Genomic DNA, 26067 nt, shown 5'->3' on the forward strand with positions numbered 1-26067 from the left:
GTATTCAACTTTTTTCATGTTAAGCTGTTAAGCATGTTCATATATAACAAAAGCATAGCATGACTCAATATCAGCCTCCGCACATTAATCGTAAACTCAATGTACAAACTTGGTGGCTGACCGCCTTATTGATCTTGATTAATGTAGGTTTATTTGTCTGGCAAATTGCGACTGGTGTCGATATTAGCGACCCAGCCATGAAAGATGCTATTCATTGGGGTGCAGATTTTACACCACTTACTTTTTCTGGGCAGCCTGAACGTCTATTTACCAGCATGTTTTTTCATTTTGGTCTTGTTCACCTCATGCTTAACATGTGGGCCCTCTATATTTTTGGTAATGTTGCAGAGTCTCTATTTGGTCGCTTCTATTTTATATGCCTGTATTTACTTGCTGGCTTATTCGGTAGCCTTCTTAGTAGCTATATGACTATTCAAAATGGGCATGAATTACTGCAACATTTTGATCAGAGCTTACTTCCGCATGTCAGTGCAGGTGCTTCGGGTGCCGTGATGGGATTAGGTGCTGCGTTAACAGTACTTTCTCTATTTCCCCCGCTTCCAGATCAAGCCTACATACTCGATAAAAAAGCTTTATTAATGGTTATGGTCATCAACCTTATTTTTGGTTTTGTCGCAACGGGTATTAATAATGCCGCGCATATTGGCGGCATGATTATTGGAGCATTCCTTGCACTGATGTGGTACTTAAGCTATGTCAGCAAGTTAAAAACCATACTTAAAATTTTAGGCTTATTAGGTGCAGTAATCATTACTGGTGGTTTTTATATGTACTGTGTACAAATCAACTCACCGTTACTTCCACTATGGCATGAAATCATCATCCAGAACCCTGATATTATTCCTTAAACTACAATTGGTTTAATTCTCTTAAACTTTGTAAAGGTGGTAAATTACAGAGATAGCCTAGTCGATAACGACCAATCAAAGCACAAACCAGCATCATGCCAAAAGGTAAAATTAGCCAGATTTCAATATGCCATTGTATTGCCATATTCATTTTATAACTTGCGATCGCACTAATCACTTCTGCAAAACAGCAGGCAACTATGCCTGCTAACAGACCTAAAAACCCAATCTCAAAACTGAGCATTTGCTTCATTTTATTTTTAGATAAACCAAATGAACGTAACAAAGCAACTTCACGGCGTCGCTCATCCATTAATAAATTTAGACAAGCAATTAAAACGAGTATTCCAGAAAAACCAACTAATGCCGCTAGAACAGTTACTATTTTGACTAGAACATTCATTAAGCGCTTTACTTCATCTAAAATCCGGTCAACATCAATAAATACGGTATTTGAGAACTGCTGAATAATATTGATCATTTTTGGTTGATCTTGCTTAGGCACATAGAAACTACCTAAATAACTTCCAGCATTTTCGTCTAAGGTTTTAGGTGAAAAAATAAAGAAAAAGTTAGGGCTAAAGCTCTCCCACTCGACACTCCGAAAATTCACAACTTTGGCCTGTAAGTTGCCTTCGGGCAAACTAAAAGTAAGCTTATCTCCAATTTGGATTCCCAAACTTTCGGCAGTTTTACTTTCGACTGAAACTTGCCCAATGCCATTAAACTGGGCTTGACCATTTGTAATTGCGTTGTCATTCGGTAATTGATTTGATTGTGTTAAATTCAATTCACGGCGCAAAGAGTTATTTTGTTTTATGGCTTCTTCCGAAAAAGGTACATCATTCTTTGCTACTAGTCGGCCACGAATATTTGGATATAACGGCGTGCTTTGCCAGCCATTCTGCTTTAATTGTTGCTCAAATGCTTTTAAATCAAATGGAGGTAATCCATAAACAAATTGATTCGGTGTCCCTTCTGGAAGTTGTTGCTGCCAACGCTCTAATAAATCTGTTCTTAATACACTGAGTACCGTAATGAGGCTTAAGCCTAAAGCCAATGCGGTAATTTGTAAGGCGCTTTGTGATGGCGAACGAATATAAAAAGACAATCGATTTTTCAGCTTTTTTAAGCTACGAAGCAATAGCCAAACAACGGTGTAAAGCAAAATACAAAGAACAATAATTGCCGCTAAAACCAGAATGCTGAGTATTAAGTTTTCACTCAACACCAAACTAAAAACAACTAGGCTAGTGATTCCTGCAAAAAACATGAAGAATAAAGATTTGCGAGATTTGGCTTGCTCCCGAATAACACGAATTGGAGGTGTATTTAAAAGCTCCCAAATGCTTGGCAAAATAAAACCAAGCAGCACAATCACGCTGGTAAAAATCGCAATTGGTAAAGGCCCGATTAAAAGAGGTACAACCGAAAAACTTAACTCTAATTGAGGGATCAATTGCAGCATAAGTTGCAGCAGACCAAACCCCATGATTAAACCTAATAGGCTTCCTAGCACAATTGAAATCGCACTGACAATACAAAGCAATCCAATATATGCCCACAAGATTTGGAACTTACTGGCGCCTAAGCATCTAATAAGTGCAATGTTATCTTGGTTTTGTTGAACATATCTTTGACTCGTTAAAGCGATGGCAATACCACACAATAAAATCGTTAAAATATTGGCCAATTGCAAAAAGGTATCTAAATTTTCAAGCGGACGTAATAACCTACTGTTCGATTCACTTGCATCACGTAAACGCAAGCCAGCCGCTTCATCTACATCTTTAGAAGGTTGATGCTGTTGCTTAAATTGCTTTGAAAATGACTGAACCTGTTCAGGGCTACCTGCCATTAATAAACGATAGTCAATTCTGCTGCCTGTCTGAATCGCATGAGTCTTAGCAATATCGGCTTGATGAATAATAACGGTTGGCGAAAAGCCTGAAAAACCAAGTTCCTGATTTGAATCACGCACAATCACGCCACTAAAACGGAAGGTACCATCAGCAATAGAAACAGTATCTCCTAGCATTACTTTAAGTAAATCGGCTGCTCTTTGACTTAGCCAAACTTCCCCAGATTGAATCGCTTTAGCGCTTGGTTCAATTTCCAACTGTCCTCTGAGTGGAAATAAAGGCTCAATTGCCTTTACATTCACCATGACAAACTGATCTTGGGTATGAGCCATCGAGCTAAATATAGTGACATTAGTTTGCTTTAAACCAAGCTGCTCAGCTTTCTTTTTCCACTGCTGTTCGATAGGCTCGTTATTCGACAGAACCAAATCCGCACCCAGCATTTGTGAAGCTTGCAGACTGACTGCATTTTTAACTTGGTCGTTACTAAATTTCAGGGCAGTTGTTGCACTGATCGCAAGCGATAAAGCAATAATGAGTAGATATAATCCACCCGTACGAAAACTTTGTAGCAAAAGTGGTTTGAGAAGATTACGCATAGTTTAACCACCCTGTACTGTCTTTAGTCGGCCATCATCTAACTCAACATGACGCTGACAAAGGGATGCTAAATTACGATCATGGGTGACTAAAATCAGAGTCGTACCTAACTCTCGGTTTAAATCAAAGAGCAAGCTTTCAATTTCTTGTGCTGTCTGACCATCTAGGTTTCCAGTCGGTTCATCCGCAAAAATAATTTGTGGTTCTGCAATAAGAGCGCGTGCAATGGCTACACGCTGCTGCTCGCCACCAGATAAGACTTTAGGCGTTTGTTCAACTTGACGACTGAGCCCTACTCGATGCAACCAATCTAAAGCTTTTTTCTCCGCTGTTTTATAATCAAAGTCTTTACGTAATCGTAAAGGTAACATCACATTTTCAAGCGCACTCAACTGAGGCAGAAGTTGAAAAGACTGAAATACAAAACCAATATGCTGCATTCTGATTTGGGCACGTTGTTCCTCTGTTAACTGATGAACAGCTTGACCACACAACCAGACTTCTCCTTCAGACGGTTGATCTAAAGTCGCCAAAATTCCTAGTAAGGTTGATTTACCTGAGCCGGAACGTCCCGTAATTGCTACCTGTTCCCCTTCAAAAATCTCTAAATCAATATCTTTTAAAATCGTAAACTGATTTTGGTTAATCTGAATAGTTTGTGTAACTTGATGGGCAGCAATGATGGGTTGTGGCATGATGTGAAAAGTCCTATGTATTCAGAATCAGGGTCGAAGTACAAATGTCTAAATCTTTTTTGATTGGTTCTAAAAGCATCATGCTCATCTCATTAAGTATGCTGCCTATGCTTGTATCGGCGAAAACTATTTTAATTTTAGGAGATAGTATTAGTGCCGGTTACGGAATTGATCCCAAACAAGGTTGGGTACAATTACTGCAAAAACGCTTAGACCAACAGTATCCCAAACAACACAAAGTGGTCAATGCAAGTGTTAGTGGAGAAACAACAAGCGGCGCTTTAGCCCGATTACCTAAGTTATTACAGACCTATAAGCCGAATGTGGTCGTGATTGAATTAGGTGGAAATGACGGCTTGCGTGGGCAACCACCTCAAATGATTCAAAAAAATCTGGATCAGCTCATTCAATTAAGCCAGAAACAAAAAGCCAAAGTTATTCTTTTTGGCATGAAGATTCCGCCAAATTATGGGGCTGCGTATAGCAAAGCTTTTGAAAATAATTATAAAGTTGTAAGTCAAAAATATCAGGTGAAACTACTACCGTTTTTTCTAGATGGTGTTGCTGGTCAAAAACAGCTTATGCAAAATGATTTAATTCATCCCAATGCTCAAGCGCAGTCAAAACTACTTAATTTAGCTTACCCATATATAAAAGGTGCCCTATAGGCACCTTTTATCTTTAAGCATTCTTTTTAATATGATCAGAAATCAAAAAAAGTAACTTCACCAGTTTCTAGTGAATATTCTGCACCGACAACAATTAATTCACCTTTTGCAATCAGGCTCTCTAACACCGCTGAACCATGGCGTAATTGATTTACAGAAGCAAAAACGTTTGAACGTACCGCATGACATGAAAGTTTTTTCAAATCATTTTTTAAATCAGTCTGCATTAAAATTTCAACTGATGGACGAACGCGGTTCACAATCGACATTAGGTTAGATGATGGCGGGTGATCAGGATTCATTAACGTATCAATTGTTGCTTGAATCGCACCACAATGGCTGTGTCCTAATACAACTACAACTGGGCAGTCATAACGCTCTGCTGCGAACTCAACACTACCGACTTGTGAAGGTGCAACCACATTACCAGCTACACGAATTACGAATAAGTCACCAAGACCTTGGTCAAATACCATCTCTGCTGGAACACGAGAATCTGAGCAGCCAAGTACAATTGCAAACGGATTTTGATCCTTTGCCATTTCAGCGCGTTCTTGATGAGATAAGGTTTTTGCAAGGGAAGTATTTCCATTTACAAATCGTTGATTACCGGCTTTCAGACGATCTAAAACTTCTTGCGCAGTAGGCATTTTATATTTCCATTGTTTTTTCAAGGTTGGAAATCATTTTAATGTGTCAAAATTTGAATGTCACTGACAAAAAATAAATCCTTTTCTATGAAAAAATTTAAAAATACTTAACCTGCTTTAATGTAGAGCTCACTGCATATTCGCTACTGTTTAGTGAAAAAATAGACATACTTTGGTTCTCGGATTGACTATAATTTTCTTCATTCCAAACATTTGGCAAATGACTCATTGGCAAAGTTTTTCAATAATTTTTCAAACTCGCTCAAGCTTCAAGGATGAAATCTATGACAAGGCTGTCCACATCAATTAAGGCCTCTATGAAAAAAACTGCTACCGCCCTGACTTTGGCTTGTAGCGTATTGTCAGTGATGAGTATTTCTCACACACAGGCAGCCGATAATATTGATGTGACATTCCAGAATGTATTACAGCAAGAACGTAGCTGGGCAGGTCTACAAAGTAAAAGCTTAAAAGTCGGTGATGTGACTTGGTCATATAGCGAAGGCGGCTCTACAACAAAACCGACTTTACTCCTTATTCATGGTTTAGCGGGTAGTCGTGATAACTGGAACCGAGTGGCTCGTTATCTCACCACAAATTACCATGTCATTATTCCTGATTTACCGGGTAGTGGTGAAACTATCGTTTCCCAAGACTTCGATTATTCGGTACCAAATCTTGCTGAAAAGTTACGCCGCTTTGTTGAGGCTGCAAATTTAAAAGGTCCAATTCATATTGCTGGGCACTCACTCGGTGGCTCTATTGCTCTACTCTATGCTGGACAGTATCCATTTGAAACCAAAAGTTTATTTTTAGTAGATAGCGGCGGTATTTTTCGCTCAGCCAATACAATTTATTTAAAAGATCCTGCTTACCTCAAACAACTTTTAGTGTCTAAAAAAGGTGACTTTAATTATTTATTAAAACAAACCATGTTTAATCCTCCGTTTATTCCTAAAGAGTTTCTTCAAGCTCAAGAAAAGTTGATGATTGATCAAGCACCTCAAACACAAAAACTGGTTGATCAATTGATTGCACTTAATAAAGTCTATACACCAGACTCCTTTGCGGTACTTACCAAAACGATCGATGCACCGACGCTCATTTTATGGGGTAAACAAGATAAGATTATTAATGTCGAAGTAGCAAGTGAACTAAAACGACTTTTAAAGAATGCTCAGCCTCCAGTTATTTTAGAAAATGTAGGCCATATGCCGATATTAGAAGCTGAACAGTTGGTTATGCAACAATATCTACCATTTCTACTTAAAGTAGAAACAAATCAGTCGTCAAAAACGACCACACCTTAAATAAAACTTCGGACTTGTGAGACCTTATGTCTACCCAACCACTTATTGAAAAACTTATTGAAGCTCATCTAGATTTTTTAGATGAGCAATTTGCTCAGACTCAGGTGATCCAGCAAGAGTTTGAGCAATTTTATCATTGGTTGGGGAGTCGGCAATTACAACATCTGTGGACTTTTGAACAAATTCAACAGCTCATTCAAAAGCAGATTTTAGATACGCCTGCTTCTGATTTCCTGATTGAACAAATTGCTGAGCATATTCGGTTTGCATTGATTCATCCTGCAAATGAAACCGCAACTGTTGAAGATGTTATTCCTGTTTTAACGATTGATCGGATTGCACAATACGTTGCTAGTAAAGAAGAGCACCGTAAAAAACTCATTAAAACAATTGTGAATAATCCTGCTTTTTCGGCCCTGCTCACGCAACTGATTCAGCAAACAATGCATGATTATTTAGATGAATCCATGTCAAAACGCGTACCCGGTGTAGGCCGTTTCATGAAAATGGGGAAATCTGTCTTAGAAACAGTAACCGATTCAAATCTGGACGATACGATTAATCATTATTTGCAAAAGAATATTCTAAAACTCAGCCAAATGAGTGAGCGTGTTTTAAACCAACATTTTGACAATGATAAGCTCTACCATTTTCAGGCAAATGTTTGGCATAAAGTTAAAACTATGCCACTTTCTGTTTTAAAAAATTATGTAGAAACTCAAGATTTATCAAAAACGGTTGGTTTAGGGCATGAAATCTGGGACCACATTCGCCAAACTGATTATTTAAAACAACAAGTACATGATGGTATCTATACTTGGTATGTACGTAATCAAGAGCGTAGTTTTGATTTATTGCTCCGTGACCTCAATATTGATGAAAGCTTAGTGCAACATGAACTGACCAAGCTACTTGTGCCTGTATTACAGCAATTAATTACAACAGGACATTTAAGACGTCGTGCCCGTGTTTACCTAGAAAAATTTTATTATTCTGAAAAAACATTAAATATTTTAAATAACAAAGGCGCTTAGAGCGCCTTTGTTATTTATGTTGATTAGAAAGAATATTTTAAAGAAGCGTAATAAGCTCGACCTGGTTCATTATAAGTTTGGCTGATTGAATTACTGTCTCTTAAAATTTGTTTATCAAACAAGTTGCTCACACCAACACGCGTACTTATATTGTCTGAAAATTTATAACCGACATTTATTCCAGCGGTACTATAGCTTTTTACAGTACTTGGCTTAAGCGCAGAATTTGCTCCACCTGAACCAATACCAGATTCGATTCTACTTTCTGCAAACTGACGTGATTTTTGACGACCATATTGAGTAAATACAAAATTCACATCTAACTGATCTGTGATGTCATAATCAAAAATTGAGTTAATTGTATAGATTGGAACTAAAGATAATGGATTACCTGTTTGTTTATCTTTTGAATCCATCATATACGTAAAGTTATTAGTCCAGCGGATATCACCGAAGTCTAATCCTAAGCTTCCTTCAAAACCTTGAATTAATGCTTTAGGCGTATTTTCCCAACGTAAGATATTCCACTTGGTATTGGTCACAGCTCCTGTATTTGCATTGGTACTTGAACCATCAACTGTTCCAACAACATTTGTACCAGCCACAATTTTATCTTTATAGTCATTGCGGAACCAAGTTAAGCTTGCATTCACGATATCTTTTTGGAACTGGATACCAAGCTCTTTGTTAACCGAAGTTTCTGGTTTTAAATCACCATTACCTTGCAACAAGCAACGTGACTCAATATTGGCCGGACAACCATTGCCATTTGTACTTAATAAATACCCTTCGGCATTTTGATACATATTCGGTGCTTTATAAGCTTTTGCTACCCCACCTTTTAAAGTGAAATAATCGTTAAGTCTTTGGGTAATATTTAAGCTTGGGCTCCAGTTAGAACCAGATTTACTATGGTCATCAAAACGAAGGCCTAACACGATATCTGTACTGTCTGTGAGTTTCAAGTTATCTTCGACATATGCAGAAGCAATACGTGACTCCATTTTACTGCGATCGCCTTTAGCCAATTGATCGCCATAGCCTGAACCACTACTGTCTTTCCCTTGATTTGTCGACACATTATCTTTAAATCTGTCTTCAACCCATTCGGTACCAAGTGTTAATACATGCGGTACATAATATTCAAAAGGAATATTGGCTTCACCATTAAATCGAAGAGTTTCTAAACGTGAAGTGGCTTTATCATCAAGGTTATTAATTTTTCCTTCTGTGCTACCGCCCAGGCCTTCTGGAAGGCGTTTATTATGCGTTTTGTCATATTGAGCAACGAGCTTACTCTTACCCCAAGACCAATCCCCCTCATGTGTTAATGCGTAGCTATCACGGTACATAGTATTGGTTTCTTTACCAATAAGTTCCGAAAGAATCGCATCAGCTTCCGCATTTGCATTTAACTGAGAGTCACCAGAATAAATATTACCTTGTTTGCTAGAAGAAACATCAAGCAAAATAGTTTGCTGGTCTGTTGCCTGCCAAGCTAAACGGCCCGAAATATCTTTATTTTTAACGCCTTCACGCCCAGCTGCGGTACTACCAATTGATTTATTAATATCAACATCGTCAGCTTCTGTTTTATTGTAATTACCATATAAACGATAAGATAAAACGTCTTTAATCAGTGGCCCACTTACGTTAAAACCAACACGATTTGATGCACCTTCTTTAGAGTCTTCAGGCTGTGACGTATAAAACTCTACTGAGCCATGGGTTTCATTAGTCACTTTTTTAGTAATGATGTTAACCACACCACCTGCCGCACCAGAGCCATAACGAGCTGCTGCTGGACCACGTAAAACCTCAATCGATTCGATTGCTTCTGCTGGCACCCAGTTTGAGTCACCTCGTGTATCACGCTCTCCTTTCCAGCCATAACGAACTGAATTACGAGAGTTAATTGGTTTTCCATCTACTAAAATAAGCGTGTTTTCAGGCCCCATTCCACGGATATCAATTTGTCTATTATTGCCACGCTGCCCTGTTGCGCTGTTACCTGTTAAATTGACACCAGGCATACGGCGCACATAATCAGAAATATCATTACGAACTGGTAGTTTTTCTAAATCTTCTTGGGTGATTACTGATACGCCGAGCGACTGCTTCACCTGCTCTTCAGCTGTTACAAAAATTGTTTCCAATTTCACAGGTTCAGCAGGCTTTTCTAATGCTTTTTCAGCTTGTTCTTGCTCATTTTGTGCAGCATAAGCCATAGACATCATACTTGCCAGTACTGAAACAGAAAGCACTGACTGGATAATACGCTTCGACATAAGTATTCCCAATATATTGATTTATTAAACATCTCTCATTTTCAGTTCCGCATTGTAACAAAGATAAATAAAATTACAAATGATATTGATAATAATTATCATTATTTATATTGAATAATAAAAAAACCTCATTGCGAGGCTTTTTTATTTTACTTTTCAAATAATTTAATTATTTGAAGTAAGCACCTTCAGCTTGTGTATGGTCTGTTTGGTCAACCACACGTTGAAGCTCAGGAATGTTCTCTCTTAAAGTAGTTTCTACACCTTGTTTCAAGGTAACATCAATTGCAGAACAACCTTGGCAACCACCACCAAATTTCAATACAGCAGTTAAACCGTGTTCTGGGTCATCTTGTACTTCTACCAAGCTACAATTTCCGCCATGCCCTGCAAGACCTGGGTTAATTTCTGCCTGAAGAATGTAAGTAATACGTTCTTCAATCGAAGCATCTGGACCAACACGTGGAACTTTAGAATTTGGAGCACGGAAAGTGAGCTGACCACCAAAACGGTCTTTGTTGTAATCAATTACGGCATCTAAAAGATAAGGAATAGATGGCGCATCAATATACGCAGGAAAATCAGGATAGTCCTGTTTATAATCCGTTGGGATCACTTCTTCTGGCGCACTATATGCCATACAGCATTCTGCACGTGGCGTACCCGGATGCTCAACAAAAATTCGAACGCCAATTCCCGGAGTATTTTGCTTCGTTAGTAAATCGTGCAAATACTCTTGTGCAGATGGTGTAATCAAAAGGTTTGGAATTTCTTCTGCAACAGCAGTGTTGGTGTTCTCAGTCGACATAACAATATTCCTCAAGCTGATGCCTTTATATTAACCGAAGATGAGGTGGATTTAAAAAAAATCAACTAAATTTGTCGGATTTATACACAACAGGGTTTCAAGTTAAGTTTTTAATGGCATTATTGAGCTCAGTATTGATCATTTTTTAAATATTTCTTATGTTGCATTTGCCGTTTAACCATACAGTTACTCTTATTATTATTACGGTCATTATCTCTTTACTTGCTTTTAGCAATCAAAATGTAATGAACCGATTGATTTTTTGGCCGCCTGCAATGCAACGTGGACAAATTGATCGATTCATTACTCATGGCTTTATCCATGCCGACGGAACACATTTACTGTTCAACATGATTACCCTGTTTTTCTTTGGCAGTATCATTGAAAGTTTTTACCGCCAATATTTCTATGACATGGGTTTTGTGTTGTTCTATTTAGGTGGCTTAATCTTTGCGATTTTGCCAAGCTATTTACAACATAAAAATGATGCGAATTGGGCCAGCCTAGGTGCTTCAGGTGCTGTTTCAGCGGTTTTATTTGCTTATATTCTGTTTCAGCCATGGAAGCTGATTTTTGTATTCTTCATTCCTGTACCCGCTATTATTTTTGCTATTTTATATGTAGCGTACAGTATTTGGGCTGGTAAACGTGGTAATAGTCATATTAACCATAGTGCTCATTTATGGGGTGCAGCTTACGGAATCATCGTAACCATTTTACTTGAACCTAAAGTTATTCCACATTTCTTAGACCAGCTTACCCGTCTTCCTTTCTAAACGATATAAATCAAAGAAAAGCCCGTTATGGGCTTTTCTTTTTTTCTGATTTATTTATCTGCATAAATTCTCAGTCTTTTTTCTGATTTTCTTTGATCAATTCGTTGTTTTGTTTGCAAAAACCATCTGATTAAACTCATGCCAATTCTTTTAATAATTCAGATGATACAATGAAGTACAGAGCAATTTTATCTAGCCTTTCTATTGCCTTATTTAGCTTATCTTTGGCTGGATGTAATGACAACGATAATCAAGAAAATGTCGTAAGCACGCCTAAGCAACCCAATATCTTATTTATTATGGCTGATGACTTAGGCTATTCAGATTTAGGGGCTTTTGGTGGCGAAATTCACACCCCTAATATTGATAGTCTGGCTCAAGAAGGTCGACTTTTAACGGATTATCATACTGCCCCGACCTGTTCGCCAACACGCTCTCAACTTATTTCCGGTACTGATCATCATTTAGCTGGTATTGGGGCAATGGCGGAACTCACCCCAGAGCATTTGAAGGGACAACCAGGTTATGAGGGCTATTTAAACGAACGTTCTTTATCGATTGCCCAAGTACTTAAAGACAATGGTTACCGCACGTATATTAGTGGTAAATGGCATTTAGGCTTAACCCCTGAAAGCAATGCACATGCTAAGGGTTTTGATCATTCATTTACCTTATTACAAGGTTTAGACCATCATTTTAAACAAGCTCCAAGTGCCTTTAAACGAAATTCAACTTATACAGAAGATGGGCAAATTATTCCAATTTCGGCATTGCCTGATGACTTTTTCTCTACCAACTATTTTACCGACAAATTACTGAGCTACTTAGATTCAGGCAAAAATAGTGGCAAACCGTTCTTTGCTTATGCTGCCTATACGGCGCCTCACTGGCCAATTCAAGCCCCAGCCGAATATCGTGAAAAATATCGCGGAGTTTATGATGTAGGTTACGATGCAATTCGTAATGCCCGCATTGCTAGACAAAAACAGCTTGGAATTATTCCTGCAAATTTTGATGCAGCAGAACCAATTGCGACTCAAAATGCTCCACAAAAATATGGGAAATGGGATGAGTTAACAGCCGAACAAAAGGCACTAGAAGCTCGTAAGATGGAAATCTATGCGGGTATGGTAGAAAATCTTGATGCCAATGTCGGCCGTATTATTCAATATCTCAAACAAAATAATCTTTATGACAATACTTTAATTTTCTTTGTTTCAGACAATGGTGCAGAAGGTTTTGTACGTGGCGGATATGGCAGTGAATCTGGTTTTGATAACTCAGTAGCCAATGTAGGTACACCTACTTCGTACCACTATATCGGGCCACGTTGGGCCGAAGTCAGTGCGGCACCTTTCCACTTATGGAAAGATACGGCGGGCGAAGGTGCAACGACTGCCCCTGCTATTGTGAAATTACCAAATCAGAAAAAAGCGGAAGAGACAAATCATAGCTTTGCATCTGTACTCGATGTTTTCCCTACCTTACTAGAATATGCTCATATTCCAGTACCTCAAGGCCAATATAAGGGCCGAGCCATTAATACACCATCTGGGATTTCATGGAAACCTTTGCTTGAAAACAAAACCGATACTATTCGTCCTGCAAATTTTAGCTTTGCCGATGAGTTACATGGCAGCAAATATGCAAAACAAGGTGAATGGAAAATCGCACTTCAAGGACGACCTGAATTAGGCACAGGGACTTGGGAGCTATACAACATTAAATTAGATCGCGGTGAAAGACAAAACGTTGCTCAGCTTTATCCTGCAAAAGTTCAAGAACTTTTATCGGTCTATCAAAAATATACTGAAAAAAATGGTGTGCAGGAATATAACGCCAAATGAAATTGAAGCCATTTTTAGTTACCACAATCAGCCTGTCTATCATGACGGGCTGTAGCCAATCTTCAAAAGTTTCTGAATCTAGGTCTTCGACGCAACAGCAAACTTCTTTAGTTGATTTAGGGTCTATTGAAAAATGTCAAAACTATACTGGTCTGCCTCAGGGTTGGCTCAAACAGCCTACAGCAGGAATGGTTTTAATTGCCGATGGAGATTTTAACTTTGGTTCTGAAAAGGCCTATCCCGATGAACTTAATTTTGGAAAAAAGCAGCGCGAAGTCAAAGGATTTTGGATTGACCAAACTGAAGTTACGGTCGCTCAGTTTGCAAGTTTTGTAAAAGCAACTGGCTATATTACCGATGCCGAAAAACAAAAACAGGCTGCTGTTTTCTCACCAGACCCTCATCACTCACAGCAATGGTGGCAGCTAAAATCAGGGTATACATGGAAAACGCCAAACGGCAGTCATGGTGCTGTAGCTAATGCGAATGAGCCTGTAAGGTATGTAAGTAAAAATGATGCTGAACATTATGCAGTGTGGCTAGGACGTGATTTACCAACAGAACTAGAATGGGAATATGCAGCTAAAGCCAATTCAAAAACTGATACGCCTTTACATGAGGCCCCTACTGATGAACATCAACATCCGCAAGCCAATTACTGGCAAGGCGAATTCCCTTTTCAAAACCTAAATCAAGATCACTTTAAAGGTGTTGCACCCGTTGGATGTTTTGCATCAAACAATTTCAAACTATTTGATATGATTGGAAATGTATGGGAATGGACATCATCTCCTTATCAAGGTGCTCATGACCAGCATATGGGAAATTATTCTGATTTACGTCAACAACAAATCACCAGCACTAAATATGTAATTAAAGGTGGATCTTTTCTTTGTGCACAAAATTATTGTTCACGTTATCGTAGCAGTAGTCGTTATCCACAAGATTTTGATTTAGCTGCAACACATGTTGGATTTCGAACTATTTTACGGTCTCCTTAATTTCTTCTTAATTCGACTGATTAAAGATATTTTTTAACCAAAATTAGATCGAAAAATGATCAAAATATTTTTATAGTACAAGTGAGAATGATAAAAAAGTGAGAACAAGATGAAAACTTTACTTCTTTGTGCCGCAGCAATTTTCACAATGTCACTATCAGCCTGTGCGGTCCATACGCCTGAAGGTAGTATTGTGATTGACCCTGATTCACCATATTACGGACATCCAGGAGGCTTTTGCCCACCAGGACAAGCTAAAAAAGGACGTTGTTAGAAATACCCTCTTTTAAAGTAATTTTGAAGTTACTCTAAAGAAATAGGCTTCAATCAAATGATGAATTGAATACTAAATGGAGGGTTCCAGCCCAAAAATAGATGGGATGAAACTAGAAAATTATGGTGTAAAAAAATCACCATATCCCCAAGATTTTTAAAAGACAATCTTACGTTGTCTTCTATCTAGTTTCACCCCAATTCTTTCTTATTCCGTTTGACTTTTCTTACCGCTTAAGAAAAAAGTCTAGTTTTTAATCATTTCTGTATCTCTATTATTGATACATTTTGAACATTTTACCTTCAGGTTAATACTGATGTATTTGCTTAATACAAAATAAACATTTATGTAACGTAAGTCTATAAAAATGTTCTAAAAATGTGAAAAAAATTAAGGCCAAAATGAGATGAATTTATCATAATAACTTTCTCTTTCACGTTTCATCACATAAATAATCAATATTATTTTGTCAGTTATTGCCACTCGTTTCCTTTCATTGGCATAGATAATGTATACACATGTATATTAACCCAGTCGTATAAACGAGATATTTTATGTCCAGCACAAGTCAAGTCGAAGGTCTACAATTTCCGGTACACGCCTCAACAAAAAAACAAAGTACATCTCTTACAGGCCAAGAGATTTTGTCAGAGGCCTTATCTATTGTAGATAATAAAACCGCACAACAAGTGTTGAATGAAAAAAACTGGCGAAAAAACTATCCTTTATATTTTAAAACTCTTGTTAAACAAGGGATTTCTAATATCAACAACCCAATTACTATTGCGAAGCAAGGATTGCATAAAGCTCACCATATTTTTGATTATTATCGTGATGGTAAACACTACCTTTTAAAAGATGCAGTTCATATTGCTTCATTAACTCCTCTTTATACAGTAAAACTTAAAGGTGAAAGTGACGCAGCACCAGAGTGGTATGTTCCCTATAAAGGGCAAAAGCTGAGTGGACAAAGCTTATTAGACCAGATTCAACGCTGGGAAGAAGCTGGTATTATTGAACCAAGTCATGCAAAGGCACTTCGTGAAGCTATTGCTCATCCTGAATGGTTCGATTTGTCTGACCGTACGATGGTGCTGTTTGGTGCAGCCTCAGAAGCAGGACCACTGCCTTGGTTAGCCAAATGGAAAGCAAATATTGTTGCTGTAGATTTACCAAACTCACGAGTCTGGGGCAAAATCTTAAATACGATTCAACAAGGGAATGCAACACTCATTGCACCATGTGTTGAAGCCGTTGATTCCTCAGCAAAAGCTTCTGAGTTAAAAGATAAGCTGGGTGCAAATTTACTGACTCAATTACCAGAAATAGCGCAGTGGCTGGGGCAGTTTCCACAAAAGTTAGATTTGGCAGCAATCGCCTATTTAGATGGTGAAAAGCATGTCCGCGTTTCCATGGCAATGGATAGCATCATGCAATTTGTGAGCGAGCATAAGCCTGATACAAGCCTTATGTTTATGTGTACTCCAACCGATGTTTATGCAGTACCAAAAGAAGTTGCAGAGGCTGCTCAAGAGAAATTTAAATCCCGCAGAAAAATGCAAAAGTTGGCAGTAAAAGGTGTTTCTGCTCTTTCGCTCAATCGTTTTTTTCAAGCGCCATATCAAGACTTGGTTACATGTGAAAATGGAAAAACTTATGGTATTGCCGACTGCTTAGTGGTTGAACAAGGTCCAAACTATGCTTTGGCAAAGCGTATTCAACAATGGCGTGCTATTTTGGCCCGCCATCAAGGACAACGTGTCAGCATTAATATTGCACCATCGACAACCACTCATTCAGTGACTAAAAATCCATTATTGAAAGCAGCTTTTAATGGCGCAGAACTTTTCGATGTAGAAGCATTTAGCCCTGAAACCACCAATGCCATTATGGCGGCACTCTGGATTCATGACTTAAGAAATGAGTCTTCTGTCGCGAATCCTGAAACTGTCTTAGACCATCCGCTTGAACTTATGATGGAAGGTGCCAATCATGGTGGTCTATGGCGTGTCGCTTATTTAGCACGAACTGCCCTACCTTTCGCTGCAATTTATGGTTTTGCTACCGAAAAACTCCCTTTTAGAAAATCATCTAAAAAATAATTTGATTAAAGCCCAATCCTAGAATTGGGCTTTTTTCTAATGTGTCTTTATTTATATTGAAAGTGTGATAGATATTTTTGCATTTCATCAGGAGGCACCATGCCGCCCCCAGTAGCCCATATTACATGATTTGCCTGTTGCAACTGCTCAGCTGTAAACTGGTGTAAAGCCAAGTAATCAGGACTCGTCTGAACATAATACGGCCCCATCATGCCTGCTACTGCAGAAGGCTCAAGCTGAATATTCTCAGTTTGATTTAAAAGCGCTATGAGCTCGTATAAACGTTCATCATGAATGGTGTAGTAGCCATCGATTAATTGTTGCATGGCACGCCCGACAAAACCTGAAGCACGCCCTACCGCAAGTCCGTCTGCCGCAGTAACGTTATCAATACCAATATCATTGACTGAAATCTGATCATGCAAACCTGTGTGGACACCAAGTAACATACATGGCGAATGTGTTGGTTCTGCAAAGATACAATGTACATGCTCACCAAAAGCCAGTTTTAGTCCAAAACTCACCCCACCAGGGCCACCACCGACGCCACATGGCAAATAAACAAATAATGGGTGTTCAGCATCGACTTTAATTTGTTTTTGTTCAAATTGCTGTTTTAAGCGTATTCCTGCAACGGCATAACCTAAAAATAATGTTGTTGAGTTTTCATCATCAATGAAAAAGCAGTGTGGATCTTGCTCTGCGGCTTTTCGTCCTTCTTCAACAGCTACGCCGTAATCACTCGCATATTCTACAACGTTGACGCCAAGTGAACGTAGTTTGTCTTTTTTCCACTGTCTAGCATCAGCCGACATATGAACAGTGACTCTAAAGCCCAGTTTGGCGCTCATAATGCCAATAGAAAGCCCAAGATTGCCCGTAGAACCTACTGCAATTTGATACTTAGAAAAGAATGCCCTAAATGAATCTTGATCTAATTTACTATAATCATCTTCTGGTTTGAGTAACCCTGCCTGCATGGCAAGTTTTTCAGCATGTGTGAGCACTTCATAAATGCCACCACGTGCTTTGATGGAGCCTGAAATTGGTAGATGACTATCCTTTTTCAGCCAGAATGTTCCGTTAAGCTGTACTTGTTTTGCTGAAGAAAGTGCTTGTTGCATATGAGCAATTTCAACAATATCTGATTCAATTTTTCCCTGTTGTGCTTGAGTTTCAGGAAATACTTTTGCCAAATAAGGTGCGAAACGCGCTAGTCTTGCTTCTGCTTCACTTACATCTTTAGCGGTTAGTCCAACTTTTTCTAAAGCTTCTTTTAAAGGATAGCGATGAGGTGTAAACCAAAATGTTTCTTGATAGGTTTGAAGTGTTTCAATAAGTGGAAATTGTTGTTTTAGCTGATCTATTTGAACCGCATTCATAATATATCCTGATATAAAATTTTAAGCCCAGCCTATAAAGCTGTTTAATGACCTATAACAACTTATTAATTTATAGATGAATGTACATGAAAAATAGTCTCAACTTTAAAAACTAAACAAATAAAAAAGCCACTGTGAACAGTGGCTTTAATTTTTTAAATGCGTTTATACAAACTGTAAGAATAACCAGTACAAACCACCTGACAAACAGATTGTTGCAGGAAGAGTAAATACCCATGCAGAGAGAATTGTCTTCACGGTATTAAAGTTTAAACCTGATTTATTCGCGACCATCGTACCCGCAACAGCACTGTTTAAAACGTGTGTTGTTGAAACTGGCATACCTAAACCATCAGCAGCTGCAATTGTACTCATTGCAACAAGCTCAGCAGACATCCCTTGACCATAAGTCATGTGGTGCTTACCAATACGCTCACCTACAGTCACAACGATACGTTTCCAACCCACCATTGTGCCTAGACCAAGTGCTAAAGCAACAGCCACTTTTACCCAAGTCGGAATGTATTGTAAGAATGAATCTAAGCTACTACGGTATTCTTTCACAAGCTTTTTCTGTGAGTCATCCATTTTTGGTAAAGCATCTGCTTTATCCAAACGCTTAAACGTCGTGGTGCTTAAATACATGTCATTACGAATTTCGCTAATTGCAGCTTCAGGAATATCTTTTAAGTTGCTATAGCTAGAAACTCGCTCACCCAAGTGATCAGTCATACTTGCCAATGCAGGCACAACTTCCGGAGTTTGCTGTTTAGTTTGAATATATTTAGTCAGAATAACACGTGCTTTTTCATCGGTTAATTCTGGCTGATTTTGATTCAAAAATACGGCAGTTTGAGAAGAAAGCTGATGGAATGATTGAACTTGCTGAGTATCAAGATTTTTATTTAATGAATAAGCCAACGGCACCAGACCAACCAAAATCAGCATGATGAGTCCCATACCCTTTTGACCGTCATTAGAACCATGTGCAAAACTCACACCTGTACAGGTAAAGATCAAAATTGCACGAATGATTGCTGGTGGTGGTTTATTCCCTTCAGGTGGCTGGAATAATTCTAATTGGCGTTTAAAAATAGTTTTAACCAACAAGAATACAATCGCTGCAAAAGCGAAACCAATTAAAGGTGAAAATAATAATGCCTTACCGACTTTAATCACCTGATCCATATCAACACCACTGGTCGTTACGCCAGTCGATGCACTCAATAGATGGTTCATAATGCCCACACCCAAGATTGAACCAATCAAGGTATGAGAGCTAGAAGCAGGAATACCCAAGAACCAAGTACCTAAGTTCCAGAGAATCGCAGCAATAAGCAATGCAAAAACCATTGCGAAACCTGCACCGCTACCCATATTCATGATCAATTCAACAGGCAACAATGCAATAATGCCGTAAGCGACTGCGCCGCTTGCAACCATTACCCCAAGGAAATTACAAAAACCAGCCCACATGACTGCAACTGGTGCTGGTAAAGCATTGGTGTAAATCACTGTTGCCACTGCATTTGCAGTATCGTGGAAGCCATTTACAAACTCAAAGCCTAAAGCAATCAAGAGTGCAGTTGATAAAAGAATAACTGAATAAAGACTCAAAGGTGGTACATGTGCTAAATCAGCACTCACCTGAAATCCAATATAAATAAGTGTTGCAACAATAATCGTCAGAAACACCGGCATAAAAAATTTAGGTGTCGGGACATGTACATTCGTCGATTTGACTTGCAGGTTTGCCGCAAGTTTTGAATCCGAAACAGGGGGTAGATTAGAATTCATGCAGACGGTAAGAGGATAAAAAAATCCTCTGTATTCTTAAATTAAATTATGACAATTATATGACAAAGCGGCGCCTGATGAAGTCAATTTTTCACATTTTGACCTCATTTGATGCACCTTTCCTCTATGATTTTTATTTTTTTATTTAAATACAATAATTTACACAAATCCCCACCCATCTATTTTATGACTATTTTTGAAGCAAAAATATCTAAAAAATTACCTAAACGTCTACTTTTTAAACACCACAACTGTCATAAAATCGAATATTGGAGATGAAATATTTCAATATCATGATCATTTTATGAATATTTGATGAAAAAACACCCTCTTTTTGTTCGAAAACACTTTTTTTTACGACTAATTTACGGTGAATGGTGGGTCGTCATAGATCATCTATTGCGCAACTATTCTGTTACAATAGCGCCGCATTTTTAAATTCGTACAATATCGGGGTTTTATATGTCCACGCTTGCCACCCTAAAAGCGCTTCTTGCCAAACGTATTCTGATTATTGATGGTGCAATGGGTACCATGATTCAGCGCCATAAATTGGAAGAAGCAGACTACCGTGGTGAGCGTTTTGCCGATTGGGCACATGACTTAAAAGGTAACAATGACCTTTTGGTTCTGACCCAGCCTCAAATCATTCAAGGTATTCATGAAGCTTATCTTGATGCTGGTGCAGACATTATTGAAACCAATAGCTTTAACGGCACGCGTGTTTCAATGTCTGACTATCATATGGAAGATCTTGTTCCAGAGATTAACCGAGAAGCAGCACGTTTAGCCAAAGCAGCTTGTGAAAAGTACTCAACTCCAGATAAACCGCGTTTTGTAGCAGGTGTGCTTGGGCCAACATCGCGTACTTGTTCAATTTCACCGAATGTAAATGACCCTGCCTTTCGTAACATCACTTTTGATGAGCTAAAAGAAAACTATATTGAAGCTACTCATGCGCTGATTGAAGGCGGTGCAGATATCATTTTGATTGAAACCGTATTTGACACATTAAACTGTAAAGCTGCAATTTTTGCGGTTAAAGAAGTCTTTAAACAAATTGGTCGTGAATTACCAATCATGATTTCAGGGACCATTACTGATGCATCGGGTCGTACCTTAACAGGTCAAACTGCGGAAGCGTTCTGGAACTCTGTACGTCATGGTGACTTACTATCGATTGGTTTTAACTGTGCGCTTGGTGCAGATGCCATGCGTCCTCACGTAAAAACCATTTCCGATGTCGCAGATACGTTTGTTTCAGCGCACCCAAATGCGGGCTTACCAAATGCTTTTGGTGAATATGATGAAACGCCAGAACAAACTGCAGCATTCTTAAAAGAATTTGCAGAAAGCGGCTTAATTAATATTACTGGTGGTTGCTGTGGTACAACACCAGACCATATCCGCGCGATTGCCAATGCGGTAAAAGATATTGCGCCTCGTCAAGTTCCTGAAACTGTACCTGCATGTCGTTTGAGTGGTTTAGAACCATTTAATATTTATGATGACTCACTTTTCGTGAATGTGGGTGAACGTACTAACGTTACAGGTTCGAAAAAATTCTTACGCTTAATTCGTGAAGAAAACTTTGCTGAAGCTTTAGAAGTGGCACAGCAACAGGTGGAAGCTGGCGCACAGATTATTGACATTAACATGGATGAAGGGATGCTCGATTCGCAAAATGCGATGGTGCATTTCTTAAATCTTGTGGCTTCTGAACCAGATATTTCACGTGTGCCAATCATGATTGACTCATCAAAATGGGAAATCATTGAAGCTGGCTTAAAATGCGTACAAGGTAAACCCGTTGTTAACTCGATTTCTTTAAAAGAAGGTTATGACGAGTTCGTAGAAAAAGCTCGCCTGTGCCGTCAATATGGTGCTGCGATTATTGTCATGGCATTTGACGAAACAGGTCAAGCCGACACCGCTGCACGTAAGCGTGAAATCTGTAAGCGCTCATATGACATTTTGGTTAACGATGTAGGCTTCCCTGCTGAAGATATTATTTTTGACCCGAACGTGTTTGCAGTAGCAACAGGTATTGAAGAACACAATAACTATGGCGTCGACTTTATTGAGGCCACAGGTTGGATTAAACAAAACTTACCTCACGCCATGATTTCTGGTGGCGTGTCGAACGTTTCGTTCTCGTTCCGTGGTAATGAGCCTGTTCGTGAAGCCATTCACTCTGTGTTCTTGTACCATGCCATCAAGCAAGGCATGACCATGGGGATTGTGAATGCTGGCCAAATGGCAATTTATGATGATATTCCAGCCGAGCTAAAACAAGCAGTTGAAGATGTCATTTTAAACCAAAACCAAGGTGAGTCTGGTCAAGCTGCGACTGAGAAACTACTTGAAGTGGCTGAAAAATACCGTGGACAAGGCGGTGCTACAAAAGAAGCCGAGAACCTTGAATGGCGTAATGAGTCAGTCGAAAAACGTCTTGAATATGCTTTAGTTAAAGGTATTACCACTTACATTGATGAAGATACCGAAGAAGCTCGCCTCAAAGCCAAACGTCCTTTAGATGTAATCGAAGGCGCTTTGATGGACGGTATGAACGTGGTTGGTGACTTGTTCGGTTCGGGCAAAATGTTCTTACCACAGGTTGTGAAATCTGCACGTGTTATGAAGCAAGCTGTGGCTTGGCTCAACCCGTACATTGAAGCTGAAAAAACAGGTAGCCAATCTAAAGGTAAAGTCCTGATGGCAACTGTTAAGGGCGACGTACACGATATTGGTAAAAATATTGTAGGCGTGGTACTCGGCTGTAATGGTTATGACATTGTTGACCTTGGAGTAATGGTACCTTGCGAGAAAATCTTACAAACTGCAATTGATGAAAAATGTGACATCATCGGCTTGTCAGGGCTGATTACTCCATCTTTAGATGAAATGGTATTTGTTGCGAAAGAAATGCAACGCAAAGGCTTTAAAATTCCTTTATTAATTGGTGGTGCGACTACTTCTAAAGCCCACACAGCAGTAAAAATTGATCCTCAGTACCAAAACGATGCTGTGATTTATGTGGCTGATGCTTCACGTGCGGTAGGTGTTGCAACGACTCTGCTTTCTAAAGAAATGCGTGGAAACTTTATTGCAGAGCACCGTGCGGAATATGCCAAGATTCGCGAGCGCTTAGCCAACAAACAGCCAAAAGCTGCAAAATTGACCTATGCTGAGTCAGTTGAAAATGGTTTTAAAATTGACGAAAGCTATGTACCACCGAAACCAAATCTTTTGGGAACACAAGTCCTCACCAACTACCCGCTTGCAACCCTTGTAGAGTATTTTGACTGGACACCATTCTTCATTTCTTGGAGCTTGGCAGGTAAATTCCCGAAAATTTTAGAAGATGAAGTGGTTGGTGAAGCTGCAACAGATTTGTACAACCAAGCTCAAGCGATGTTGAAAGATATTATCGACAACAACCGTTTTGATGCTCGTGCCGTATTCGGTATGTTCCCTGCACAGCGCACTGACGCCGACACAGTAAGTGTATTTGATGAAGCAGGTCAAAATATTACGCATACTTTTGAGCACTTACGTCAACAATCTGACAAAGTGACAGGTAAACCGAACTTGTCTTTGGCAGATTACATTCGTAATGACCGTGAACAACAGGACTACCTAGGCGGATTCACTGTATCGATTTTTGGTGCAGAAGAACTGGCAAATGAGTACAAAGCCAAAGGTGATGACTACTCTGCAATTTTAGTTCAATCACTGGCTGACCGTTTTGCTGAGGCCTTTGCAGAACACTTACATGAACGCATTCGTAAAGAGTTCTGGGGCTATAAAGCGGATGAACAGCTTAGCAATGAAGAGCTGATTAAAGAGAAATATGTCGGTATTCGCCCTGCACCGGGTTACCCTGCTTGCCCTGAGCACTCTGAAAAGGCAGTGTTATTTGACTGGTTAGGTTCTACAGACAAAATTGGTACTAAACTGACTGAACACTTTGCAATGATGCCACCATCTTCGGTAAGTGGTTTCTATTATTCTCATCCACAAAGTGAATACTTTAACGTAGGTAAAATATCTCAAGACCAACTTGAAGATTATGCAAAACGTAAAGGTTGGACACTGGATGAAGCGAAACGTTGGTTAGCGCCGAATTTAGATGATTCGATTGCTTAAGTTTTTGAATCATCTTGATTAAAAATAGGGCGTGAAGGAATTTCCATCACGCCCTTTTCAATTTGAAAGTTTAATCTTTCTACTTCAAATGTGACTTAATCTTCTCTTTAACTGCTTCAGTTGAAATACCATATCGATCATGCAAAGTGGGTAATGCGCCTGCATCTAAAAATGCATCTGGCAAACCAATCATGTCAAAACGAGGATGTTGCCCATTTCTTAGAAGTAGTGAGCCGACAGCTTCACCTAAACCACCAATCACTGAATGATTTTCGGCAGTTAAAACAGAACGGCCACCTTTTGCGACTTCGGCCAAAATAGTTTGTTCATCTAAAGGCTTAATGGTAGGCACATGCAGCACAGAAACCTCAATGCCCTCTTTTTCAAGCTCTTCGGCTGCCTCAAGCGCACGCATAGTCAATAGACCAGTGGAAATAATGAGTAAATCTTTACCCGGTTTAATCACCTGTGCCTTACCCAATTTAAACTGGTAGTTGTATTTATCGAGCACTAACGGAACCTGACCGCGTAATAAACGCATATATACCGGACCATTATGCGCGGCAATCTGAGGAATCGCCTGTTCTATTTCCAAGGCATCACATGGATCGATAACCATCAAGTTCGGCATAGCGCGGAAAATCGCAATATCATCTGTCGCTTGATGACTTGGGCCATAACCCGTGGTTAACCCCGGAAGTGCTGCTACAATTTTGACATTCAGGTTATCTTCCGCAATTGCCATACAAATAAAATCGTAGGCACGGCGTGATGCAAATACGGCATAAGTTGTTGCAAAAGGAACAAACCCTTCACGAGCAAGTCCTGCTGCTGCACTCATCAAAAGTTGTTCTGCCATACCCATTTGGAAAAACTTGTCTGGGTTTTCTTTAGCAAAAATATGTAGATCAGTGTATTTAGATAAATCTGCTGATAACCCCACAATATCGTCACGCTCTTTTGCTAAGGCATTCAGTGCATGTCCAAATGGTGCTGGTTTGGTCGGTTGGCCCTCGGCAGCAATAGAAGCAATCATTGCCGAAGTGGTTAGTTTTTTCTTAGGAGGATTAGCTAACTGGCTCATGGTGTATTCCTTACTGTCCGTAATGGGTCAAAATATTTAAAGCATCGTCCCATTCATGTTCATCAACACGAATGAAGTGTGTTTTTTCGCGGCTTTCCAAGAACGACACGCCTTTACCCATTTTGGTGTCACAAATAATGACACGTGGGCATGCTCCCTCATGGTTTCGTGCTTGTTCGAATGCTTCAAGCAAAGCTTCCATGTTGTTGCCATCCACACGTTGGGTGTACCAACCAAATGACTGCCAACGATCAACAATTGGCTCAAATGCTAAAATTTCACTGGAGTGCCCATCTGCCTGCTGATTATTCACATCAATAATGGCAATTAAGTTATCTAGTTTCCAATGCGAAGCAGACATCACGGCTTCCCATGTTGAGCCCTCATTTAGCTCTCCATCAGAAAGTAAGTTATATACAAAAGCATCCGACTTTTTCTGTTTCAGCCCTAAACAAGCACCGACTGCAATTCCAAGACCATGCCCCAATGAACCACCTGTAATTTCCATACCCGGTGTGTAAGAAGCCATGCCCGACATTGGTAACCGACTGTCATCGGCTCCGTAGGTTTCAAGTTCTTCAAGCGGAATAATTTTTGCTTCAATTAAGGCTGCATAGAGTGCAATTGCATAGTGCCCAATAGACAGATAAAAACGGTCACGGCCTTCCCATTCAGGGTTCTCTGGCTGATATTTCATGGCATGAAAATAAGACACGGCGAGCAAATCTGCTGCCCCTAAGGCTTGCCCAACATAACCTTGCCCCTGTACTTGCCCCATACGTAAAGCATGTTGGCGAATGTGGTAGGCACGTTGTTGCAACTCGGCAATTTGGCCTGCTTTATCAACATTTAACATTGTCATTTACTATTC

General features: G+C 39.4%; 19 protein-coding genes. 10 read left to right on the forward strand and 9 right to left on the reverse strand.

The window, feature by feature from the left end; all coding sequences use genetic code 11:
* Positions 1–59 precede the first annotated feature (59 nt).
* Positions 60–869, forward strand: coding sequence for a rhomboid family intramembrane serine protease (locus J580_RS10655; protein ID WP_032004153.1), 810 nt, complete (start codon positions 60–62; stop codon positions 867–869).
* 1 nt (position 870) lies between these two features.
* Here J580_RS10655 and J580_RS10660 read toward each other — a convergent pair whose 3' ends face one another.
* Both J580_RS10660 and J580_RS10665 read right to left on the reverse strand, forming a co-directional pair.
* Positions 871–3330 carry an ABC transporter permease gene (locus tag J580_RS10660; RefSeq protein ID WP_032004154.1) on the reverse strand — a complete coding sequence of 820 codons (2460 nt, stop codon included), beginning with the start codon at positions 3328–3330 and terminating at the stop codon, positions 871–873.
* Between the two features lie 3 nt (positions 3331–3333).
* Complete coding sequence (locus J580_RS10665; protein WP_005070633.1) at positions 3334–4026, reverse strand: ABC transporter ATP-binding protein; 693 nt, start codon at positions 4024–4026, stop codon at positions 3334–3336.
* Between the two features lie 44 nt (positions 4027–4070).
* Here J580_RS10665 and J580_RS10670 point away from each other — a divergent pair, with 44 nt between their 5' ends.
* Complete coding sequence (locus tag J580_RS10670) at positions 4071–4694, forward strand: arylesterase (protein ID WP_005129345.1); 624 nt, start codon at positions 4071–4073, stop codon at positions 4692–4694.
* A 35-nt stretch (positions 4695–4729) separates the two neighbouring features.
* On the opposite strand, the gene J580_RS10675 is transcribed toward J580_RS10670, so the two are convergent.
* The gene (locus J580_RS10675; RefSeq protein ID WP_002117769.1) at positions 4730–5344 is read right to left on the reverse strand and encodes a carbonic anhydrase; all 615 of its coding nucleotides are present in this window, start codon (positions 5342–5344) and stop codon (positions 4730–4732) included.
* A 284-nt stretch (positions 5345–5628) separates the two neighbouring features.
* Here J580_RS10675 and J580_RS10680 point away from each other — a divergent pair, with 284 nt between their 5' ends.
* Both J580_RS10680 and J580_RS10685 read left to right on the forward strand, forming a co-directional pair.
* Positions 5629–6654, forward strand: a complete 1026-nt coding sequence (locus J580_RS10680) for an alpha/beta fold hydrolase (RefSeq protein WP_032004155.1) — start codon at positions 5629–5631, stop codon at positions 6652–6654.
* Positions 6655–6680: 26 nt separating this feature from the next.
* A complete protein-coding gene (locus tag J580_RS10685; protein ID WP_032004156.1) occupies positions 6681–7688 on the forward strand; it encodes a hypothetical protein in 1008 nt (335 codons plus the stop codon).
* Positions 7689–7711: 23 nt separating this feature from the next.
* Here J580_RS10685 and J580_RS10690 read toward each other — a convergent pair whose 3' ends face one another.
* Together J580_RS10690 and nfuA are read right to left on the reverse strand one after the other, a co-directional pair.
* Positions 7712–9976 (reverse strand): TonB-dependent siderophore receptor, encoded by a 2265-nt coding sequence (locus J580_RS10690; RefSeq protein ID WP_017398680.1) that lies wholly within the window; start codon positions 9974–9976, stop codon positions 7712–7714.
* A 169-nt stretch (positions 9977–10145) separates the two neighbouring features.
* A complete protein-coding gene (gene nfuA / locus J580_RS10695; RefSeq protein WP_002117617.1) occupies positions 10146–10784 on the reverse strand; it encodes a Fe-S biogenesis protein NfuA in 639 nt (212 codons plus the stop codon).
* Positions 10785–10942: 158 nt separating this feature from the next.
* Here nfuA and J580_RS10700 point away from each other — a divergent pair, with 158 nt between their 5' ends.
* The 5 genes from J580_RS10700 (at position 10943) to J580_RS10720 (ending at position 16784) form a co-directional block, all read left to right on the forward strand.
* The gene (locus tag J580_RS10700) at positions 10943–11560 is read left to right on the forward strand and encodes a rhomboid family intramembrane serine protease (protein ID WP_002117778.1); all 618 of its coding nucleotides are present in this window, start codon (positions 10943–10945) and stop codon (positions 11558–11560) included.
* 170 nt (positions 11561–11730) lie between these two features.
* The gene (locus tag J580_RS10705; protein ID WP_032004157.1) at positions 11731–13407 is read left to right on the forward strand and encodes an arylsulfatase; all 1677 of its coding nucleotides are present in this window, start codon (positions 11731–11733) and stop codon (positions 13405–13407) included.
* Positions 13404–14408: a formylglycine-generating enzyme family protein gene (locus tag J580_RS10710; RefSeq protein WP_032004159.1), complete on the forward strand. Its 1005-nt coding sequence runs from the start codon at positions 13404–13406 to the stop codon at positions 14406–14408. The genes J580_RS10705 and J580_RS10710 overlap by 4 nt, the downstream gene beginning before the upstream one ends.
* A gap of 109 nt (positions 14409–14517) precedes the next feature.
* Positions 14518–14682 carry a hypothetical protein gene (locus J580_RS23060; protein WP_000854552.1) on the forward strand — a complete coding sequence of 55 codons (165 nt, stop codon included), beginning with the start codon at positions 14518–14520 and terminating at the stop codon, positions 14680–14682.
* 554 nt (positions 14683–15236) lie between these two features.
* Complete coding sequence (locus J580_RS10720) at positions 15237–16784, forward strand: hypothetical protein (protein WP_032004160.1); 1548 nt, start codon at positions 15237–15239, stop codon at positions 16782–16784.
* Positions 16785–16831: 47 nt separating this feature from the next.
* On the opposite strand, the gene J580_RS10725 is transcribed toward J580_RS10720, so the two are convergent.
* On the reverse strand, positions 16832–18166 hold the full coding sequence (locus J580_RS10725; RefSeq protein ID WP_032004162.1) for a D-serine ammonia-lyase: 1335 nt from the start codon (positions 18164–18166) through the stop codon (positions 16832–16834).
* 165 nt (positions 18167–18331) lie between these two features.
* Positions 18332–19963 carry an inorganic phosphate transporter gene (locus tag J580_RS10730; protein WP_005070664.1) on the reverse strand — a complete coding sequence of 544 codons (1632 nt, stop codon included), beginning with the start codon at positions 19961–19963 and terminating at the stop codon, positions 18332–18334.
* Between the two features lie 462 nt (positions 19964–20425).
* On the opposite strand from J580_RS10730, the gene metH reads away from it, so the two are divergent.
* Entirely contained in the window at positions 20426–24112 is a 3687-nt protein-coding gene (gene metH, locus J580_RS10735) for a methionine synthase (protein WP_032004163.1), read from the forward strand.
* Between the two features lie 79 nt (positions 24113–24191).
* Here the strand turns inward: metH and J580_RS10740 are convergent, their stop codons facing one another.
* Both J580_RS10740 and J580_RS10745 read right to left on the reverse strand, forming a co-directional pair.
* Positions 24192–25196 carry a transketolase family protein gene (locus tag J580_RS10740; protein ID WP_017387127.1) on the reverse strand — a complete coding sequence of 335 codons (1005 nt, stop codon included), beginning with the start codon at positions 25194–25196 and terminating at the stop codon, positions 24192–24194.
* Positions 25197–25206: 10 nt separating this feature from the next.
* On the reverse strand, positions 25207–26052 hold the full coding sequence (locus tag J580_RS10745; protein ID WP_079381098.1) for a transketolase: 846 nt from the start codon (positions 26050–26052) through the stop codon (positions 25207–25209).
* Positions 26053–26067 lie beyond the last annotated feature (15 nt).

Source organism: Acinetobacter sp. 1542444 (genome assembly GCF_000581835.1).
In the GTDB taxonomy this organism is placed as follows: domain Bacteria; phylum Pseudomonadota; class Gammaproteobacteria; order Pseudomonadales; family Moraxellaceae; genus Acinetobacter; species Acinetobacter pittii.

Bases quoted from the DNA above. Each gene is read 5' to 3' on its own strand.
- J580_RS10690 (WP_017398680.1), bottom strand. From the start codon at position 9,976: ATGTCGAAGCGTATTATCCAGTCAGTGCTTTCTGTTTCAGTACTGGCA.
- J580_RS10730 (WP_005070664.1), bottom strand. From the start codon at position 19,963: ATGAATTCTAATCTACCCCCTGTTTCGGATTCAAAACTTGCGGCAAAC.
- J580_RS23060 (WP_000854552.1), top strand. From the start codon at position 14,518: ATGAAAACTTTACTTCTTTGTGCCGCAGCAATTTTCACAATGTCACTA.
- J580_RS10685 (WP_032004156.1), top strand. From the start codon at position 6,681: ATGTCTACCCAACCACTTATTGAAAAACTTATTGAAGCTCATCTAGAT.
- J580_RS10745 (WP_079381098.1), bottom strand. From the start codon at position 26,052: ATGTTAAATGTTGATAAAGCAGGCCAAATTGCCGAGTTGCAACAACGT.
- J580_RS10675 (WP_002117769.1), bottom strand. From the start codon at position 5,344: ATGCCTACTGCGCAAGAAGTTTTAGATCGTCTGAAAGCCGGTAATCAA.
- metH (WP_032004163.1), top strand. From the start codon at position 20,426: ATGTCCACGCTTGCCACCCTAAAAGCGCTTCTTGCCAAACGTATTCTG.
- J580_RS10665 (WP_005070633.1), bottom strand. From the start codon at position 4,026: ATGCCACAACCCATCATTGCTGCCCATCAAGTTACACAAACTATTCAG.
- J580_RS10670 (WP_005129345.1), top strand. From the start codon at position 4,071: ATGTCTAAATCTTTTTTGATTGGTTCTAAAAGCATCATGCTCATCTCA.
- J580_RS10740 (WP_017387127.1), bottom strand. From the start codon at position 25,196: ATGAGCCAGTTAGCTAATCCTCCTAAGAAAAAACTAACCACTTCGGCA.
- J580_RS10710 (WP_032004159.1), top strand. From the start codon at position 13,404: ATGAAATTGAAGCCATTTTTAGTTACCACAATCAGCCTGTCTATCATG.
- J580_RS10655 (WP_032004153.1), top strand. From the start codon at position 60: ATGACTCAATATCAGCCTCCGCACATTAATCGTAAACTCAATGTACAA.
- J580_RS10680 (WP_032004155.1), top strand. From the start codon at position 5,629: ATGACAAGGCTGTCCACATCAATTAAGGCCTCTATGAAAAAAACTGCT.
- J580_RS10720 (WP_032004160.1), top strand. From the start codon at position 15,237: ATGTCCAGCACAAGTCAAGTCGAAGGTCTACAATTTCCGGTACACGCC.
- J580_RS10700 (WP_002117778.1), top strand. From the start codon at position 10,943: ATGTTGCATTTGCCGTTTAACCATACAGTTACTCTTATTATTATTACG.
- J580_RS10725 (WP_032004162.1), bottom strand. From the start codon at position 18,166: ATGAATGCGGTTCAAATAGATCAGCTAAAACAACAATTTCCACTTATT.
- J580_RS10660 (WP_032004154.1), bottom strand. From the start codon at position 3,330: ATGCGTAATCTTCTCAAACCACTTTTGCTACAAAGTTTTCGTACGGGT.
- nfuA (WP_002117617.1), bottom strand. From the start codon at position 10,784: ATGTCGACTGAGAACACCAACACTGCTGTTGCAGAAGAAATTCCAAAC.
- J580_RS10705 (WP_032004157.1), top strand. From the start codon at position 11,731: ATGAAGTACAGAGCAATTTTATCTAGCCTTTCTATTGCCTTATTTAGC.